Below are 15,373 nucleotides of genomic sequence, written 5' to 3' on the forward strand. Positions count from 1 at the left end.
CGTCCGGGCCTTCGGGCCCGGACGACCCCTAGAAACGAATACGAACAGGACGACCTGATATGCTGGACACTGTTAAGACCGAAGAGACCCTGCTTGAGGTCAACAATATCGAGGTCATCTACAATCACGTGATCCTCGTGCTGAAAGGCGTAAGCCTGTCTGTTCCCAAGGGCGGCATCACCGCACTTCTTGGTGGTAACGGCGCAGGGAAAACGACGACCCTTAAGGCCATTTCGAACCTGCTTCAGGCAGAGCGTGGCGAAGTGACCAAGGGCACGATTGACCACATGGGCGAAAACATCGCCGAACTGAACCCGGCCGCTTTGGTGAAACGCGGTGTTATTCAGGTGATGGAAGGCCGTCACTGCTTTGAACACCTCACCGTGGAAGAGAACCTGCTGACCGGTGCCTACACCCGCACCGATGGCCGCGCCGCGATCGCGAAAGACCTGGAAATGGTCTATGAATACTTCCCGCGCCTGGCCGAACGCCGCAAGTCGCAGGCTGGCTATACCTCGGGTGGTGAGCAGCAGATGGTTGCCATGGGCCGCGCAATGATGTCGCGCCCCGAGATGATCCTGCTGGATGAACCCTCGATGGGTCTGGCCCCGCAGTTGGTGGAGCAGATCTTCGAGATCGTGAAACGTCTGAATGAAGAGCAGGGCACGACGTTCCTGCTGGCTGAACAGAACACCAACGTGGCGCTGAAATACGCCCACTATGGCTACATTCTGGAAAATGGCCGCATCGTGATGGACGGCCCCGCCGCCGAACTGCGCGAGAACCCGGACGTTAAAGAATTCTACCTGGGTATGTCGGATGAAGGTCGTAAGAGCTTCCGCGACGTGCGCTCGTATCGCCGCCGTAAGCGTTGGCTGGCCTAATCAGGCCCGCCACCCACGGCGACCCAACTTTATCATGATTTAACGCCGATCCCGGTCGGCGCAGACAGAGGTTTTGCTCATGTCCAACTATTTTGATGCGCTCGAGACCCGTTCGGAAGATGAACGCGCCGCTGGATTGGCCGCGTCCCTACCCGAGCAGATCGCACGCGCCAAGGCACTGTCCGGCTATGCCAGCCTTCTGGCAGATGTCGACGCGGCAGGCGTGACCTCGGTCGAGGCGCTGGCAGCACTGCCGGTTCTGCGCAAGTCCGAGATCGGCAAAGCACAGGCGGCGGACGGCCCGCTGGGTGGCTTTGGCGGTCTGCCGACGCATGAATTCGCGCATATCTTCCAAAGCCCCGGCCCGATCTATGAACCCGGTGGGGTTGGCCATGACTGGTGGCGCATGGGGCGTTTTCTGAACGCTTGCGGCATCGGCAAGGGCGATATCGTTCAAAACTGCTTTGGCTATCACCTGACGCCCGCTGGCATGATCTTTGAAAACGGCGCGCGCGCCGTTGGTGCGGCTGTTGTGCCCGCCGGCGTCGGCCAGACCGAGCTTCAGGTTCGTGCCGCTGCTGACATCGGCACCACGGCTTATGCCGGGACGCCCGACTATTTGAAGATCATTCTGGATCGTGCGGATGCGGATGGCGTGAAGCTGAAAATCACCAAGGCCGCCGTGGGTGGTGGGGCGCTGTTCCCCAGCCTGCGTCAGGAATATGCCGATCGCGGCATTACCTGCCTGCAAAGCTATGCAACCGCCGATCTGGGCAATGTCGCGTACGAATCTGATGCGATGGAAGGCATGATCGTGGACGAAGGCGTTATCGTCGAGATCGTCCGCCCCGGCACTGGCGACCCCGTTGCGCCGGGTGAAGTGGGCGAGGTCGTCGTGACCACGCTGAACCCCGACTACCCGCTGATCCGTTTCGCGACTGGCGATCTGTCCGCCGTGCTGCCGGGCGTTAGCCCCTGTGGCCGTACCAACATGCGGATCAAGGGCTGGATGGGCCGCGCCGACCAGACCGCCAAGATCAAGGGCATGTTCGTTCGTCCCGAGCAGGTCGCTGATTTCGTCGCCAAACACGCCGAGATCGCCAAGGCCCGCGTCATCGCAACGCGTGAAGGCGAAATGGACGCGATGACCGTTCAGGTCGAGGCCGACGGTGGTGACGCCAACGCCTATGCCAAATCGGTGGCGGATACGCTGAAGCTGAAGGGCAAGATCGAACTGGTCGCGCCGGGCAGCCTGCCGAATGACGGCATCGTCATCGACGACCAGCGCGTCTACGACTGAGGTATACTTACGGTTTCCTCCCGGATGGGGCTGGGGCAACCCGGCCCTTTCTGCGTTTCTGGAATCCGCCCAAGATCACGCAACTCCAAACCCCAAACACAAAAAAGCCGCCCAGTGGGCGGCTTCTTCTGTAACGCTGCTGAAGCGATCAGCCCTGACGGGCTTTGAACCGGCGCTGCGTCTTGTTGATCACGTATACGCGGCCTTTACGGCGCACGACGCGGCAATCGCGGTGACGGTTTTTCAGCGAGCGGAGCGAGTTGCGAACTTTCATGGTCCTTCTCCTTCTACGCGGCGCTGCGGTTGCGCCTTGGCTTCAGTTATACCTTCTGACCTTTAGGTCATCTGGCGGTTCATGGTGGGCGATACTGGGATCGAACCAGTGACCCCTTCGATGTCAACGAAGTGCTCTACCGCTGAGCTAATCGCCCGAAAATCTGTGTCGAAACAACCCATTCAGGCCGATCCAAACGATGAGACGCGGGAAACCCCGCGCCGGTCCGCGTTGCTATAAAAGGAGTCGGGGCCGCGCGCAAGGGCTTTTGGCAAGAGTTTTTTACTTTATAAAGAGGTTAGGAGGCAAAGATGCAGTCGCAGCCATTTTCGTTGTATCGTCCACGGTTCGAGGACACGAGCGTCGTTTTTGCGTCGCCCCATAGTGGATCGCACTATGACGAGGCGTTCCTGAATGACACGATCCTTGATGAACGCACGATCCGATCCTCGGAAGATGCCTATGTGGACAGGCTTTATGCCTTCGCGACGGAATGCGGTGCGCCGTTCTTGTGCGCCAATACACCCCGTGCCTATGTGGATTTGAACCGCGGTGCGGATGAGCTTGATCCCGCGTTGATTTCGGGACTGCGGCGTTCGACGCTGAACCCGCGTATTTCATCCGGTCTGGGGGTGATTCCCCGCGTGGTGGCTGGCGGGCGGGCGATCTATCGCGGCAAGATGACCCTTGGGGCCGCACAGAAGCGTCTAAGCGCCCATTGGCATCCCTATCACAATGCCCTGCGCGAGCTGATGGACACGAACGTGTCGCGTTATGGGCAGGCGATCCTGCTGGACTGCCACTCCATGCCGCACGAGGCATTGTCGAGTCTGCGTCGCAGTGCCTCGGATATGCCGGAAATTGTATTGGGCGATAGATTCGGGGCCTCGGCCAACGCGGAGATTGTTGATGCGATCGAGGCCGCATTTCAGGACGCGGGCTTCCGCACCGCGCGTAACATGCCTTTTGCGGGCGCGTTCATGGTGCAGCATTATGGTCGCCCGCAGGCCGGGCGCCATGTGGTGCAGATCGAGATCGACCGCTCGCTTTATATGGACGAGGCGTCGATCACGCCGAACTATCGCTTTTCCGAGGTGCAAACCCGCCTGCGCACCGTCATTGCGCAGATCGCCGACATTGGACGGCGTGATGCGACGCTCGCGGCTGAATAGCCCCTAGCGCAGTCCGCGCCCCTTTTTGATCGCATCTTTCCCAAACCGCGCACGGATGGCGTCGGTGGCCTTTTCCGCCTGACGCCGCTGTTCGGCGTTTGGATCCAGCAGATCTTGCGTTGTGTCTGTCTGGGTTGCCGGGCCGATATGGCTGAGGCCGACCCCGATCAGGCGAAACGGCCCTTTGTCCAGCACTGTGTCCAGCAACGCGCGCGCGGTGCGATAGATGCGATCGGCACTTTGGGTCATGTCACCCAGATTGCTTTGGCGGCTCAGCGCGCGGAAATCAGCGCGTTTCAGTTTCAGCGTCACAACCTGCCCTGCCATGTCTCGCGCCTTGGCCCGGTCCGAAACATTTTCGGCCAGACGCCACAGGTGGCCGTCCAGCAGGTCGGGGTTGGCCGTATCCTCGAAAAACGTGGTTTCGTTCGAGATCGACTTGATCGGCGCATGGGCGGACACGCGCCGTTTGTCCTGTCCCCGCGCCAGATGCCACAGCCGTTCGCCCATACCGCCGAAGCGGGCCACAAGGTCCCCTTTATCCCAGCGCAACAGATCCTCGAACGTATGCACGCCTGCCTTGTCCAACTGCGCTTGACTGACGCCGCCCACGCCCCAGATCAGGCCCACGGGCTTGTCGCGCAGGAAGTCCATCGTCTCGGCCTTGCCGATCACCGAAAACCCGCGCGGTTTGTCCAGATCGGACGCGACCTTGGCGAGAAACTTGTTATGGCTCAGGCCGATGGACCCGGTCAGGCCCAGCTCGTCCTCCATCCGGTTGACCAGACGCGCCAGCATCACCGCTGGCGGGGCGCCGTGCAGCGCAGCGGTGCCGGTCATGTCCAGAAACGCCTCGTCCAGTGACAGGGGTTCAACAGCTGGGGTCAGCTCGTCCATCATCGCGCGGATTTGTTTGGATACGGCCGCGTAATGGCTGCCGCGCGGGCGGATCACCACGGCGTCGGGGCACAGCTTCAGCGCCTGAAACATCGGCATGGCCGAGCGGACACCACGAATGCGCGCCACATAGCACGCCGTCGACACCACGCCTCGCTTGCCGCCGCCAATGATGACCGGCTTGTCGGCCAGCTCGGGATTGTCGCGCTTTTCGACCGAGGCATAGAACGCATCGCAATCCATATGTGCAATCGACAGGTCAAACAGTTCCGGATGCGACAGCACGCGGGGGCTGTTGCAGGATGGGCAGCGGCGGCCCGTGTCGAACTGGGTCAGACATTTGCGGCATAAGGACGGCATGGCGCGAAATTAGCGGATGCGGCGGGTGGGGAACAGGCCTAGTCTGACGCCATGAGCACAGACGACTTCATGGGCGCGAAACTGGTCCTGCTGATTGGCGGGCAGCTTGTGACCCTTTTGCGGGATGATCGTCCGGACATACCGTTCCCCGATATGTGGGACATGCCCGGTGGTGGGCCAGAGCCCGGCGAAACGCCCGAGGACTGCGTGCTGCGCGAGACGTTTGAGGAGCTGTCTTTGGTGATTACGCCCGATCAGTTGATCTGGAAGCAGCGCTTTGAAAGCCCGCATGAACCGGGTCGTTTTTCGTGGTGGTTCGGGGCGGTTCTGCCTGAGGGTTCCGAGGCGCGGATTCAGCTCGGAAATGAAGGCCAATGCTGGCGGTTGGCGCCCCCCGAAGACTGGCTTTCCGACCCGCGTTCCATCGCGCATTTCAAGCCGCGCGTGCAGGCAGGTCTTGCCGCGCTTTCGCGCATTAACAGTTGAAATTCGGGCATTTCATCCCCATCTATCAACCAATCGTGGACAGTGAGAGGCTTTCTTAATGGATGAGATTTTGAACGGTATCGGCGGCGGCAACATTGTATTGCTCCTGCTGGCCGCATTCTTGATTTTGACAGTTTTCCGGGGCGTAAAGATCGTTCCGCAAAGTGAAAAATACGTGGTCGAACGTTTCGGCCGTTTGCAGTCGGTCCTTGGGCCGGGCATCAACTTTATCGTTCCGTTTCTGGATCGCGTGCGCCACAAGGTGTCGATCCTTGAGCGTCAGCTTCCGACGGCAAGCCAAGACGCCATTACCTCGGACAACGTGTTGGTGCAGGTCGAGACTTCGGTCTTTTACCGCATCCTCGAGCCGGAAAAGACGGTTTACCGTATTCGTGACGTCGACGCGGCGATTGCGACCACAGTTGCCGGGATCGTGCGTGCTGGAATTGGCGAGATGGAGCTGGACGAAGTTCAGTCCAACCGCCAGCAACTGATCTCGCAGATCAAGCAACAGGTGGCGGATGCCGTGGATGACTGGGGCATCGAAGTGACCCGCGCCGAGATCTTGGACGTGAACCTTGACGCGGCCACCCGCGAGGCCATGTTGCAGCAGCTGAACGCCGAACGTGCCCGCCGTGCGCAGGTGACCGAGGCCGAAGGTGAACGCCGCGCGGTCGAACTGCAGGCAGATGCCGAACTGTATGCCGCCGAACAAAGCGCCAAGGCGCGCCGCATCACCGCAGATGCCGAAGCCTATGCGACCGAAGTCGTGGCCAAGGCCATCAAGGAAAACGGCATCGAAGCCGCGCAATATCAGGTCGCCTTGAAACAGGTCGAGGCCTTGGCTGCCGTCGGTGCTGGTGAAGGTAAGCAGACTGTTTTGCTGCCTGCCAACGCGCTGGATGCCTTTGGCGATGCGTTTAACATGCTGAAAGGAAAAGCGTGATGCTTTGGTCTGTCTGGTGGGCGTGGATCGGTGGGGCGATCGCGCTTGTGATCCTCGAAATCCTCGCGCCTGGCTATATCTTCCTGGGCTTCGCAGTCGGCGCAACGGCGGTTGGCGTGCTGCTGGCCTTGGGCGCCAGCATCGGCCTGCCAATGCTTCTGGTGATCTTTGGCGCGGTATCGCTGGGATCTTGGCTGGTCCTGCGTATGGCCTTCGGGGTGCGCAAGGGACAGACCAAGAAATGGGACACGGACATCAACGAGATGTAGGGCCCCGCCAATGGCTAGAACGAAAACACCCCGCTCTGATTAGAGCGGGGTGTTTTGTATTTAGATACCTGCCAGTTCCGTCAGCACCGCCTGTGCCGCGGCGCGGGGGTCGGGGGCGTTGCGGATCGGGCGGCCCACCACGATGTGATCGGCTCCGTCCTTGATGGCTTGCGCGGGTGTCGCCACGCGTTTCTGGTCGCCCAGTGCGGCGCCTGCCGGGCGCACGCCGGGGGTGACGATCAGCTTGCCCTCTGCTTCGGGCAGGGCGCGGATCAGTGCGGCTTCTTGGGGCGAGGCGATGACGCCGTCAGCACCCGCCTCCATCGCACGGGCTGCGCGCTCCAGCACCAAATCCTGCACGTTGCCCGGCTTGATCAGGCCCGCATCCAGATCCGAGCGATCCAGCGAGGTCAGGATGGTCACGGCCAGGATCTTCATGTCCTTGCCACCTTTGCCCTCGGCAGCGGCGCGCACCACATGCGGGTCGCCGTGGACGGTCAGGAAATCCAGATCGAACTGGGCCAGACCACGCACCGCAGCTTCGACCGTGTTGCCGATGTCGAAAAGCTTCATGTCCAGAAAGATCTTTTTGCCAAGCTCGCCCTTCAGCTCGTTCGCCAAAGCCAGCCCGCCACCGGTCAGCATCCCCAGCCCGATCTTGTAGAAATTCACCGCATCGCCAAGCGTTTCGGCCAGTTTCAACCCTTCCAGCGCGTTGGGCACATCGAGGGCTACAATCAAACGATCATCGGTCATGTCTGGGGTCTCCGTTCCGGTTCGCGCGTTCCTACGCCGATGCGGCAAAAAACGCAAATCTGTCGCGGGGGATCGCCTTGAAACTCCCCCCGAAACCCCCAAATTAATCCTGAGGCCCAATAAGATGTGCTGCAAGGGCGGGCATCTAAACGTAAGGGCGCTTGAAAAGGAGAGTGACATGGATTTGTCGAAGTTCACTGAACGGTCGCGCGGCTTCATTCAGGCTGCACAGACCATCGCCATGCGCGAAAACCACCAGAGACTGGTTCCCGAACATTTGCTGAAAGCCCTCATGGATGACGAAGAGGGCATGAGCGCCAACCTGATCACCAAAGCAGGCGGCGCGCCCGATCGCGTGCGGGCTGCTGTGGATGCGGCCGTTGGCAAGCTGTCCAAGGTGACGGGCGATGGCGCGCAGGTCTATATGGACAACAAGACGGCCAGTGTGATTGACGAAGCGCAGAAGCTGGCCAAGAAGGCTGGTGATAGCTTTGTGCCGGTTGAACGGCTGCTGACGGCGTTGGCCGTGGTGAAATCCGGTGCCCGCGATGCGCTGGATGCTGGAGCCGTCGACGCCAAGAAACTGAACGCCGCGATCAATCAGATCCGTCAGGGCCGCACGGCCGACAGCGCCAGTGCGGAAGACAGCTATGAAGCTTTGTCGAAATACGCGCGCGACCTGACCGAAGCGGCTGCTGAGGGCAAGATTGACCCGATCATTGGACGTGACGAAGAAATTCGCCGCACGATGCAGGTGCTGTCACGTCGCACCAAGAACAACCCGGTTCTGATCGGTGAGCCCGGCGTGGGTAAGACCGCGATTGCCGAGGGCTTGGCCCTGCGCATCATCAATGGCGACGTGCCGGAAAGCCTGCGCAACAAAAAGCTGATGGCGCTGGACATGGGTGCCTTGATTGCCGGTGCGAAATATCGCGGTGAGTTCGAAGAGCGCCTGAAGGCCGTTCTGAACGAAGTCACCGATGCGGCCGGCGAAATCATCCTGTTCATTGACGAAATGCACACGCTTGTGGGCGCCGGTAAGTCGGATGGCGCGATGGATGCGGCCAACCTGATCAAGCCTGCGCTCGCGCGGGGTGAACTGCACTGCGTCGGTGCCACGACGCTGGATGAGTACCGCAAATACGTGGAAAAAGACGCGGCGCTTGCCCGTCGCTTCCAGCCCGTGATGGTCGAAGAGCCGACTGTGGAAGACACAATCTCGATCCTGCGGGGCATCAAAGAAAAGTACGAGCTGCACCACGGGGTGCGGATTTCGGACAGCGCCTTGGTGGCCGCGTCGACCCTGTCGCATCGCTATATCACCGACCGATTCCTGCCGGACAAGGCCATCGACCTTGTGGACGAGGCAGCCAGCCGCCTGCGGATGGAAGTGGACTCGAAACCGGAAGAGCTGGACGCTCTGGACCGTCAGATCCTGCAAATGCAGATCGAGGCCGAAGCGCTGCGCGTTGAGGATGACAAAGCATCGAAAGATCGGCTTCAAAAGCTTGAGGCCGAGCTGTCGGACCTAAGCGAGAAGTCCGCGAGCCTGACCGCCAAGTGGCAGTCCGAGCGTGACAAGCTTGAGGGCGCACGCGAGTTGAAGGAACAGCTGGACCGTGCCCGTGCCGAACTGGATGCCGCCAAGCGCGAAGGCAATCTGGCAAAAGCTGGCGAGCTGTCCTACGGCGTCATTCCGGGTCTGGAAAAGAAGCTGGAAGAAGCCGAAGGCGCCGAGGCCGAGATGATGGTCGAGGAAGCCGTGCGTCCGGAACAGATTGCGTCTGTGGTTGAACGCTGGACGGGCATTCCGACCTCGAAAATGCTGGAAGGCGAGCGCGAGAAACTTCTGCGCATGGAAGAGGAACTTGGCCGTCGCGTGATTGGTCAAACGTCTGCTGTGACCGCGCTGTCCAACGCCGTGCGCCGCGCGCGGGCTGGCCTGAATGACGAGAACCGCCCGCTGGGCTCGTTCCTGTTCCTTGGGCCGACGGGTGTCGGTAAGACCGAGCTGACCAAGGCCGTGGCGGACTTCCTGTTCGACGACGACAGCGCGATGGTGCGCATTGATATGTCCGAGTTCATGGAGAAACACGCGGTCGCCCGTCTGATCGGTGCGCCTCCGGGCTATGTCGGCTATGACGAAGGCGGCGTGCTGACCGAAGCCGTGCGGCGCAGGCCCTATCAGGTCGTGCTGTTCGACGAAGTCGAGAAAGCGCACCCGGACGTGTTCAACGTGCTGTTGCAGGTCTTGGACGATGGTGTCTTGACTGACGGGCAGGGGCGCACCGTGGAATTCAAGCAGACGCTGATCATCCTGACGTCGAACCTTGGCGCGCAGGCGCTTAGCCAGCTGCCGGATGGGGCCGATGCCTCGGACGCGAAGCGTGACGTAATGGACGCGGTGCGGGCGCATTTCCGCCCCGAGTTCCTTAACCGTCTGGACGAGACGATCATCTTCGACCGCCTGACCCGCGAGGACATGGACGGTATCGTCGAGATCCAGCTGGGCCGCCTGACCAAACGTCTGGGCCGCCGCAACATCGCGCTGGATCTGGATGAGGCCGCGATGAAGTGGCTGGCGGATGAGGGCTATGACCCAGTCTTCGGTGCTCGCCCCTTGAAGCGCGTTATCCAGCGGGCGCTTCAGAACCAGTTGGCCGAAATGCTGCTGGCCGGTGATGTGATGGACGGAGATACGATCACCGTCAGCGCAGGCGCCGACGGGCTATTGGTTGGGGATCGAGTGTCGAGCTCGAACCGGCAACCGCCCGAGGATGCGGTGGTGCATTAACCTGAAAAACAGAATGAGCCCGCTTTCCGGCGGGCTCTTTTTGTTGGAATAGAGGGCGTGAATCCTCGGCAAAAACCGAAGAAATCCGCTCTGCTATTGAATAACAAGCGCTGGGGGAGTTAGCTGGAAGGGTACAGTTTTGCACAAGCGACAGGGCAATGCCGTCGCTGAGTGGCAAAAGGAAATAGCTGACGCACATGCTATGGGCATAGCAGCGGCGCGCAGAAAAGGAGCAAGACCATGAAAATTCTGACAACGGTGGCGGCGTCTGTTCTGATGGCCTCTCAGGCCTTCGCTGGGTCGTACGAAGTAAGATGCCAGACGACGTCTGTCCCTTACGAAGAGACCGTCAAAGGCGGAGAGCCCGAAAAAGTTATCGGGGGTGCGCTGATTGGTGGCGTGATCGGTAAAGTCGTCACAGATGACGCCGGGGGCGCGGCTGCCGGTGCGATCATCGGTGGCGCAATCGGACATAACAACAGCCAGCAGACGGTCACTAAATATAAAGAGGTCGAGACCTGCCGGAATGTTTTCATCCCCGAGCAGATCACAGATGCAGACGTGATTACGCAGGCGGTCGTTGACCTGAACAGCGGTCGGCCCGTCAGTAAAGAAATGACAATGGACGTGCAGTACACGATTGGCGTTGCGTATGACGGCAAATGGGGCCCGATGTCCCGGCGTGCTGCTGCTGAATATCTGGGCAACCTGACGCCCACCACGCAACCCTCGGCGGATTTGTACTCGCTGGTTGTGAATGACGTGGTCATCGTCAGCTCAGCCGACGCAAATTCGATCGACGAAATTTCCAAGGCTTTGATGCAAGCGGGTGTCGAATCGCAGATTTTCGTCAACCTGCAGTGATCCGTCTGAAGTGAACGGTTTTTGGCTGAGAGATTGCTCGCAGACCCAGCAACAATTTGCGCCCGCCGATTTTCACCGGCGGGCGCTTTCTTTTGTGAGTGGTGGGGTGGGGAATTAGGTTTCGTTGGGGATCAGGCCTGCCTCTTGCGCGGCGGCCAGTTCCTCGGCGTCCAGCACGCCGTCATCATTGGCGTCCGCGGTCGAGAACGCCTCGGGGGTGACGTCCGGATACATGGCAACGGTTTCTTCGATCGTCACCATGCCGTCGCCGTTCGCGTCCAAGCCTTCCGCGAAGGCGGCGGTGGCGGCGGTCAGGACGATGGCGCTGGTCAGAGTTGCGAGTTTCATGTGTAGCTCCGTGAGTTTTGGTATTCGATTTGCGTCTGAATGAACGCAGAGGCAGAGAACCACGGGAAAACGGGCAGCACAGCGTCCATCGACAGAAGGGGCCGAAACCAGCAGAGCGCCGCGAATTTTGCATCTACCCATAGGCGAGGAATGGGTCATGCAAGGGGGGGCGGGCCGAAGGTGGCGAAGCTTCTCCGATGCTGCGCGCGGATTTCGGCGGGGCTTTGCCCAGAAAACCCAGACTGTGCTCCTCGGCGGATTCTGTCCGTCCCGAATCCCCCCACATAAATGTCAGCGCCCGTGACTTTCCCTTCCGGGCTACTGCGCTACACTCGGCCTGAAACGGAGGGAACGGTATGCAGTCGATGTTCTGGGCAATCGAGCTTCTGGCTCAGGTGTTGATCTTTGCGGTGGGGGTGATCCTCGCGGTGATCGCGGTACTTTATATAATAGACCGTCTGCAGACCCATGACGCGGTGCGCCGGAACTATCCGGTGATCGGGCGGTTCCGGGCGCTGTTCTCGAACCTGGGCGAGTTCTTTCGGCAGTATTTCTTCGCGATGGACCGGGAAGAGCTACCGTTCAACCGGGCGCAGCGCCATTGGGTCGAGCATACGGCAGCGGGCAAGGGGAATACTCTGGCTTTCGGGTCGACCCGGAACCTAAGCGTGGTGGGGACACCGATCTTTGTGAATGCGGCGTTTCCCCCGCTGGACACGCAATTTGCCCAGACCGCGCCGATGATCATCGGCCCGCAGGCCCGCACGCCGTTTGAAGCGAAGTCGATCTTTAACCTGTCCGGCATGAGCTACGGCGCGTTGTCCCGTCCGGCGGTTGAAGCCTTGTCGATCGGCACGGCCAAGGCGGGTGTCTGGATGAATACCGGGGAAGGGGGGTTGTCGCCCTATCACCTGACAGGCGGAGGGGACATCGTGTTCCAGATCGGCACGGCGAAATACGGCGTGCGCGATCATGACGGCAATCTGTCTGATGAGAAGTTGCGCGAGGCGGCCGCCCATCCCGAGGTGAAGATGTTCGAGCTGAAGCTGGCGCAGGGCGCGAAGCCGGGTAAGGGGGGCATTCTGCCGGCCGAGAAGGTTTCGGACGAGATTGCGAAGATCCGGGGGATCCGCGTGGGCGAGGCCTCGATTTCCCCCAACCGTCATCCCGAGATCGACGACTGGGACGATCTGCTCGATATGTTGACACATATAAGAGAGATCACCGGAAAGCCCGTGGGCTTCAAAACCGTGATCGGCGCCACCCAGCCCTTTGAAGACCTGTTTGACCGGATCGTCGCGCGCGGGGCCGATGCCGCCCCCGACTTCATCACCATTGATGGCGGGGAAGGGGGCACCGGCGCCGCGCCCATGCCCCTGATGGATCTGGTCGGCATGCCGATCCGCGAGGCCTTGCCGCAGATCGTCGACCTGCGTGACGCGCGGGGGCTGCATGAGCGTATCCGGATCATTGCCTCGGGCAAACTGGTGAACCCCGGCGATGTAGCTTGGGCGATTTGCGCGGGCGCGGATTTCGTGGTCTCAGCGCGGGGCTTCATGTTCTCGTTGGGTTGCATTCAGGCGTTGAAGTGCAACAAGAACACCTGTCCGACGGGCATCACTACCCACGACCCGCGCTTCCAGAAAGGTCTGGTGCCCGAGGATAAATGCGAGAAGGTCGCGCGCTATGCCAAGGGCATCGTGAAAGAGGTCGAAACCATTGCGCATTCCGTGGGCGTTGCCGAACCGCGCCAGATGCGTCGTCGCCACGTACGGCTGGTGCAGGACAGCGGGCGCTCGGTCCCGATGAACGAGATTTATCCCTCGGTCCAGCTGCCCGCCGAATGAATTGTTACAATCCTCTGGCGCGGACGTGAGCCATTGTGCTTTGGCTTTGCGCACCCGGCATCTTAGATCAGAATAAGATCAAAAGACGAGGTGCCCGTGATGGCCTATAAGAATGTGCTGAAATACTCGGACGTGACGCCCAAGGCGGATTACATGAATCGCCGCCAGTTGATGGGCGGTGCCGCGGGATTGTTTGCCGGTATGACCATGGGTCCGGCGTTGGCCGCTTCGAAGTATTCGACGGATGCCACGCCCAACACGTTCGAGGAAATCTCGAGCTACAATAACTTCTACGAGTTCGGCACCGGCAAGGACGATCCCGCCCGCTACGCCCATCAACTGACAATTGACCCGTGGTCGGTGCAAATCGACGGGATGGTCGATAAGCCGGGCAGCTATGGGCTTGAGGATATTCTGGCGAAGGTCAGCCAAGAGGAACGCATCTATCGCTTCCGCTGTGTGGAAGCGTGGTCGATGGTCATCCCGTGGTACGGGTTTGAACTGAACCAGTTGCTGGATATGGCAGGCGTGCAGTCGGGCGCAAAATATGTGGCGTTTGAAACGCTGGTCCGGAAAGAGGAAATGCCGGGCATCCGCACTGTGAATGTCGACTGGCCCTATCGCGAAGGTCTGCGTCTGGACGAGGCGATGCACCCGCTGACGATCATGGCCACTGGCATCTATGACAAGCCCATGCCGAAACAGAACGGCGCGCCGCTGCGTCTGGTGGTGCCGTGGAAATATGGCTTCAAGTCGATCAAGTCGATCGTGCGCGTCACCCTGACGGATAAGCAGCCGCAAACCACGTGGAACATGCTGCAGCCGCGCGAATACGGCTTCTATTCAAATGTGAACCCAGAAGTCAGCCACCCCCGCTGGTCGCAGGCCACTGAACGCACCATCGGTGGCGGTCTGTTCGCCAAGCGCAAAGAGACGCTGATGTTCAACGGATATGAAGACGAGGTCGCCGGGATGTATGCCGGGATGGACCTGGCGAAGAATTACTGATGCAGATCGAGCGCATCTCTGAGCTGACCTGCCCGCATTGCGGACACATGTCGCGCGAAGAGATGCCCGATGACGCCTGCATGTTCTTTTATGAGTGCAAGGGCTGCCATGAAGTCCTGCGCCCGAAACCCGGCGATTGCTGCGTGTTCTGTTCCTATGGCACCGTTGCCTGCCCCCCAATCCAAAACGGAGAAAGCTGTTGTTCGTAAAACTTGCTGACCATCTGAACCAAGGCCTGCGCAAGCTGCCGATCTGGGCGGTCTATGCGGTTGGCCTGATCTGGCCGGTCTGGCTGTTCTATCTGGCGGCCACGGGCGCGATGGGCATCGACCCGGTCAAGGAGCTGGAGCACGAACTGGGCGAGCTGGGATTGCAGGCGCTGATCGTCGGGCTGGCGGTTACACCCCTGCGGGCGCTGACCGGTGTGAACCTGATCCGCTTCCGTCGGGCCATCGGGGTGCTGACCTTCTATTTCGTGGCAGCGCATCTTCTGGTCTGGCTGGTGCTGGATGTGCAGATCCTGTCCGAGATCTGGAAGGACATCTTGAAGCGTCCCTATATTACGGTCGGCATGGCAGCGTTTGTGCTGATGACGCCCTTGGCGATCACCTCGAACAATTGGTCCGTCCGCAAGCTGGGCCCGCGCTGGCGCAAGCTGCACAAGCTGGTCTACCCGACCGCGGGGCTGGGCGGCATCCACTATATAATGGTGGGTAAGACGTGGGAGGCTGAATCGCTCCTCTATATGGCTGTGATTCTGGCGCTGCTGGGCTGGCGGGTCCACGACTCGCGGAAAAAACAGCGGTCGCGGGCGATTCATCAAAGAAATTCGGCGCGACCAGCCTAGAATCCTCCCGAAATACGAAAGTGACTCGGAAAAATGCCCGGCGATTCATCTGAATCGGCCGGGCATTTTCGTTGAATCGGTCTGTTCGGGTATTCGAGTCTGTGGATAACTGACGGTGCGGCAGAAAACTTGCATTTTCGACGCAAACATTATTGCGCGGAAACGGGATTTTCCTTGCCATAGATTGCGCAACATCCCGTTTTTTAAGGAAAAATCGGGATTTTCGAAAAAAATGCAGATTTCTTGAAAAAAGCGCTTGCGGCTGTCGGTGAGTAACCTTAGAACCCACTTCACCGGCGGCGCTGAGGCGCACAACGGGAC

The 15,373-nt window shown here is 60.1% G+C and carries 17 protein-coding genes and 1 tRNA gene; 12 read left to right on the plus strand and 6 right to left on the minus strand.

Translation table 11 applies throughout. The features are described from left to right. Positions 1-59 precede the first annotated feature (59 nt). The gene (locus Q0677_RS03325) at positions 60-884 is read left to right on the plus strand and encodes an ABC transporter ATP-binding protein (protein ID WP_298905710.1); all 825 of its coding nucleotides are present in this window, start codon (positions 60-62) and stop codon (positions 882-884) included. Between the two features lie 79 nt (positions 885-963). Then, positions 964-2,184, plus strand: coding sequence for a phenylacetate--CoA ligase family protein (locus Q0677_RS03330; protein ID WP_282181801.1), 1,221 nt, complete (start codon positions 964-966; stop codon positions 2,182-2,184). Between the two features lie 148 nt (positions 2,185-2,332). Here Q0677_RS03330 and ykgO read toward each other — a convergent pair whose 3' ends face one another. Continuing rightward, positions 2,333-2,458, minus strand: coding sequence for a type B 50S ribosomal protein L36 (gene ykgO, locus Q0677_RS03335; RefSeq protein WP_005850168.1), 126 nt, complete (start codon positions 2,456-2,458; stop codon positions 2,333-2,335). Between the two features lie 82 nt (positions 2,459-2,540). Further along, a tRNA-Val gene (locus tag Q0677_RS03340) sits at positions 2,541-2,615 on the minus strand. A gap of 154 nt (positions 2,616-2,769) precedes the next feature. Here Q0677_RS03340 and Q0677_RS03345 point away from each other — a divergent pair. Beyond that, on the plus strand, positions 2,770-3,630 hold the full coding sequence (locus tag Q0677_RS03345) for an N-formylglutamate amidohydrolase (protein ID WP_298905712.1): 861 nt from the start codon (positions 2,770-2,772) through the stop codon (positions 3,628-3,630). A gap of 3 nt (positions 3,631-3,633) precedes the next feature. On the opposite strand, the gene Q0677_RS03350 is transcribed toward Q0677_RS03345, so the two are convergent. Continuing rightward, a complete protein-coding gene (locus Q0677_RS03350; RefSeq protein ID WP_298905716.1) occupies positions 3,634-4,887 on the minus strand; it encodes a DNA polymerase IV in 1,254 nt (417 codons plus the stop codon). A 51-nt stretch (positions 4,888-4,938) separates the two neighbouring features. Between Q0677_RS03350 and Q0677_RS03355 the strand changes: the two genes are divergently transcribed. From Q0677_RS03355 to Q0677_RS03365, 3 genes are read left to right on the plus strand one after another with little or no spacing between them, the layout of a single operon-like run. Beyond that, positions 4,939-5,373 (plus strand): NUDIX hydrolase, encoded by a 435-nt coding sequence (locus tag Q0677_RS03355; RefSeq protein ID WP_298905719.1) that lies wholly within the window; start codon positions 4,939-4,941, stop codon positions 5,371-5,373. Positions 5,374-5,431: 58 nt separating this feature from the next. After that, entirely contained in the window at positions 5,432-6,319 is an 888-nt protein-coding gene (locus Q0677_RS03360) for an SPFH domain-containing protein (RefSeq protein ID WP_298905721.1), read from the plus strand. Continuing rightward, complete coding sequence (locus tag Q0677_RS03365) at positions 6,319-6,588, plus strand: hypothetical protein (protein WP_298905723.1); 270 nt, start codon at positions 6,319-6,321, stop codon at positions 6,586-6,588. Before Q0677_RS03360 ends, Q0677_RS03365 begins: the two co-directional genes overlap by 1 nt. Before the next feature lie 60 nt (positions 6,589-6,648). On the opposite strand, the gene pyrF is transcribed toward Q0677_RS03365, so the two are convergent. Continuing rightward, a complete protein-coding gene (pyrF, locus tag Q0677_RS03370) occupies positions 6,649-7,344 on the minus strand; it encodes an orotidine-5'-phosphate decarboxylase (protein ID WP_298905726.1) in 696 nt (231 codons plus the stop codon). A 178-nt stretch (positions 7,345-7,522) separates the two neighbouring features. On the opposite strand from pyrF, the gene clpB reads away from it, so the two are divergent. After that, positions 7,523-10,138 (plus strand): ATP-dependent chaperone ClpB, encoded by a 2,616-nt coding sequence (clpB, locus tag Q0677_RS03375; protein WP_298905729.1) that lies wholly within the window; start codon positions 7,523-7,525, stop codon positions 10,136-10,138. Positions 10,139-10,378: 240 nt separating this feature from the next. Next, entirely contained in the window at positions 10,379-11,002 is a 624-nt protein-coding gene (locus Q0677_RS03380) for a hypothetical protein (RefSeq protein ID WP_298905732.1), read from the plus strand. Between the two features lie 114 nt (positions 11,003-11,116). Here Q0677_RS03380 and Q0677_RS03385 read toward each other — a convergent pair whose 3' ends face one another. Further along, complete coding sequence (locus tag Q0677_RS03385; protein ID WP_282181794.1) at positions 11,117-11,350, minus strand: hypothetical protein; 234 nt, start codon at positions 11,348-11,350, stop codon at positions 11,117-11,119. Between the two features lie 356 nt (positions 11,351-11,706). Between Q0677_RS03385 and Q0677_RS03390 the strand changes: the two genes are divergently transcribed. The 4 genes from Q0677_RS03390 (at position 11,707) to msrQ (ending at position 15,052) form a co-directional block, all read left to right on the plus strand. Then, the gene (locus tag Q0677_RS03390) at positions 11,707-13,197 is read left to right on the plus strand and encodes an FMN-binding glutamate synthase family protein (RefSeq protein WP_298905736.1); all 1,491 of its coding nucleotides are present in this window, start codon (positions 11,707-11,709) and stop codon (positions 13,195-13,197) included. A 99-nt stretch (positions 13,198-13,296) separates the two neighbouring features. Next, positions 13,297-14,205 carry a protein-methionine-sulfoxide reductase catalytic subunit MsrP gene (gene msrP, locus Q0677_RS03395; protein ID WP_298905739.1) on the plus strand — a complete coding sequence of 303 codons (909 nt, stop codon included), beginning with the start codon at positions 13,297-13,299 and terminating at the stop codon, positions 14,203-14,205. Beyond that, entirely contained in the window at positions 14,205-14,414 is a 210-nt protein-coding gene (locus tag Q0677_RS03400) for a GDCCVxC domain-containing (seleno)protein (RefSeq protein WP_282181791.1), read from the plus strand. The genes msrP and Q0677_RS03400 overlap by 1 nt, the downstream gene beginning before the upstream one ends. Further along, entirely contained in the window at positions 14,405-15,052 is a 648-nt protein-coding gene (gene msrQ, locus Q0677_RS03405; protein ID WP_298905743.1) for a protein-methionine-sulfoxide reductase heme-binding subunit MsrQ, read from the plus strand. Before Q0677_RS03400 ends, msrQ begins: the two co-directional genes overlap by 10 nt. A 45-nt stretch (positions 15,053-15,097) precedes the next feature. Here the strand turns inward: msrQ and Q0677_RS03410 are convergent. Continuing rightward, the coding region (locus Q0677_RS03410; RefSeq protein WP_298905746.1) for a hypothetical protein at positions 15,098-15,373 on the minus strand (276 nt) is incomplete at its 5' end.

The organism is uncultured Aliiroseovarius sp., from assembly GCF_947492455.1.
Lineage (GTDB): Bacteria > Pseudomonadota > Alphaproteobacteria > Rhodobacterales > Rhodobacteraceae > Aliiroseovarius.

Coding starts and splice junctions, on each gene's coding strand:
- Q0677_RS03325 (WP_298905710.1), top strand. CDS start 60: ATGCTGGACACTGTTAAGACCGAAGAGACCCTGCTTGAGGTCAACAAT.
- Q0677_RS03330 (WP_282181801.1), top strand. CDS start 964: ATGTCCAACTATTTTGATGCGCTCGAGACCCGTTCGGAAGATGAACGC.
- ykgO (WP_005850168.1), bottom strand. CDS start 2,458: ATGAAAGTTCGCAACTCGCTCCGCTCGCTGAAAAACCGTCACCGCGAT.
- Q0677_RS03345 (WP_298905712.1), top strand. CDS start 2,770: ATGCAGTCGCAGCCATTTTCGTTGTATCGTCCACGGTTCGAGGACACG.
- Q0677_RS03350 (WP_298905716.1), bottom strand. CDS start 4,887: ATGCCGTCCTTATGCCGCAAATGTCTGACCCAGTTCGACACGGGCCGC.
- Q0677_RS03355 (WP_298905719.1), top strand. CDS start 4,939: ATGAGCACAGACGACTTCATGGGCGCGAAACTGGTCCTGCTGATTGGC.
- Q0677_RS03360 (WP_298905721.1), top strand. CDS start 5,432: ATGGATGAGATTTTGAACGGTATCGGCGGCGGCAACATTGTATTGCTC.
- Q0677_RS03365 (WP_298905723.1), top strand. CDS start 6,319: ATGCTTTGGTCTGTCTGGTGGGCGTGGATCGGTGGGGCGATCGCGCTT.
- pyrF (WP_298905726.1), bottom strand. CDS start 7,344: ATGACCGATGATCGTTTGATTGTAGCCCTCGATGTGCCCAACGCGCTG.
- clpB (WP_298905729.1), top strand. CDS start 7,523: ATGGATTTGTCGAAGTTCACTGAACGGTCGCGCGGCTTCATTCAGGCT.
- Q0677_RS03380 (WP_298905732.1), top strand. CDS start 10,379: ATGAAAATTCTGACAACGGTGGCGGCGTCTGTTCTGATGGCCTCTCAG.
- Q0677_RS03385 (WP_282181794.1), bottom strand. CDS start 11,350: ATGAAACTCGCAACTCTGACCAGCGCCATCGTCCTGACCGCCGCCACC.
- Q0677_RS03390 (WP_298905736.1), top strand. CDS start 11,707: ATGCAGTCGATGTTCTGGGCAATCGAGCTTCTGGCTCAGGTGTTGATC.
- msrP (WP_298905739.1), top strand. CDS start 13,297: ATGGCCTATAAGAATGTGCTGAAATACTCGGACGTGACGCCCAAGGCG.
- Q0677_RS03400 (WP_282181791.1), top strand. CDS start 14,205: ATGCAGATCGAGCGCATCTCTGAGCTGACCTGCCCGCATTGCGGACAC.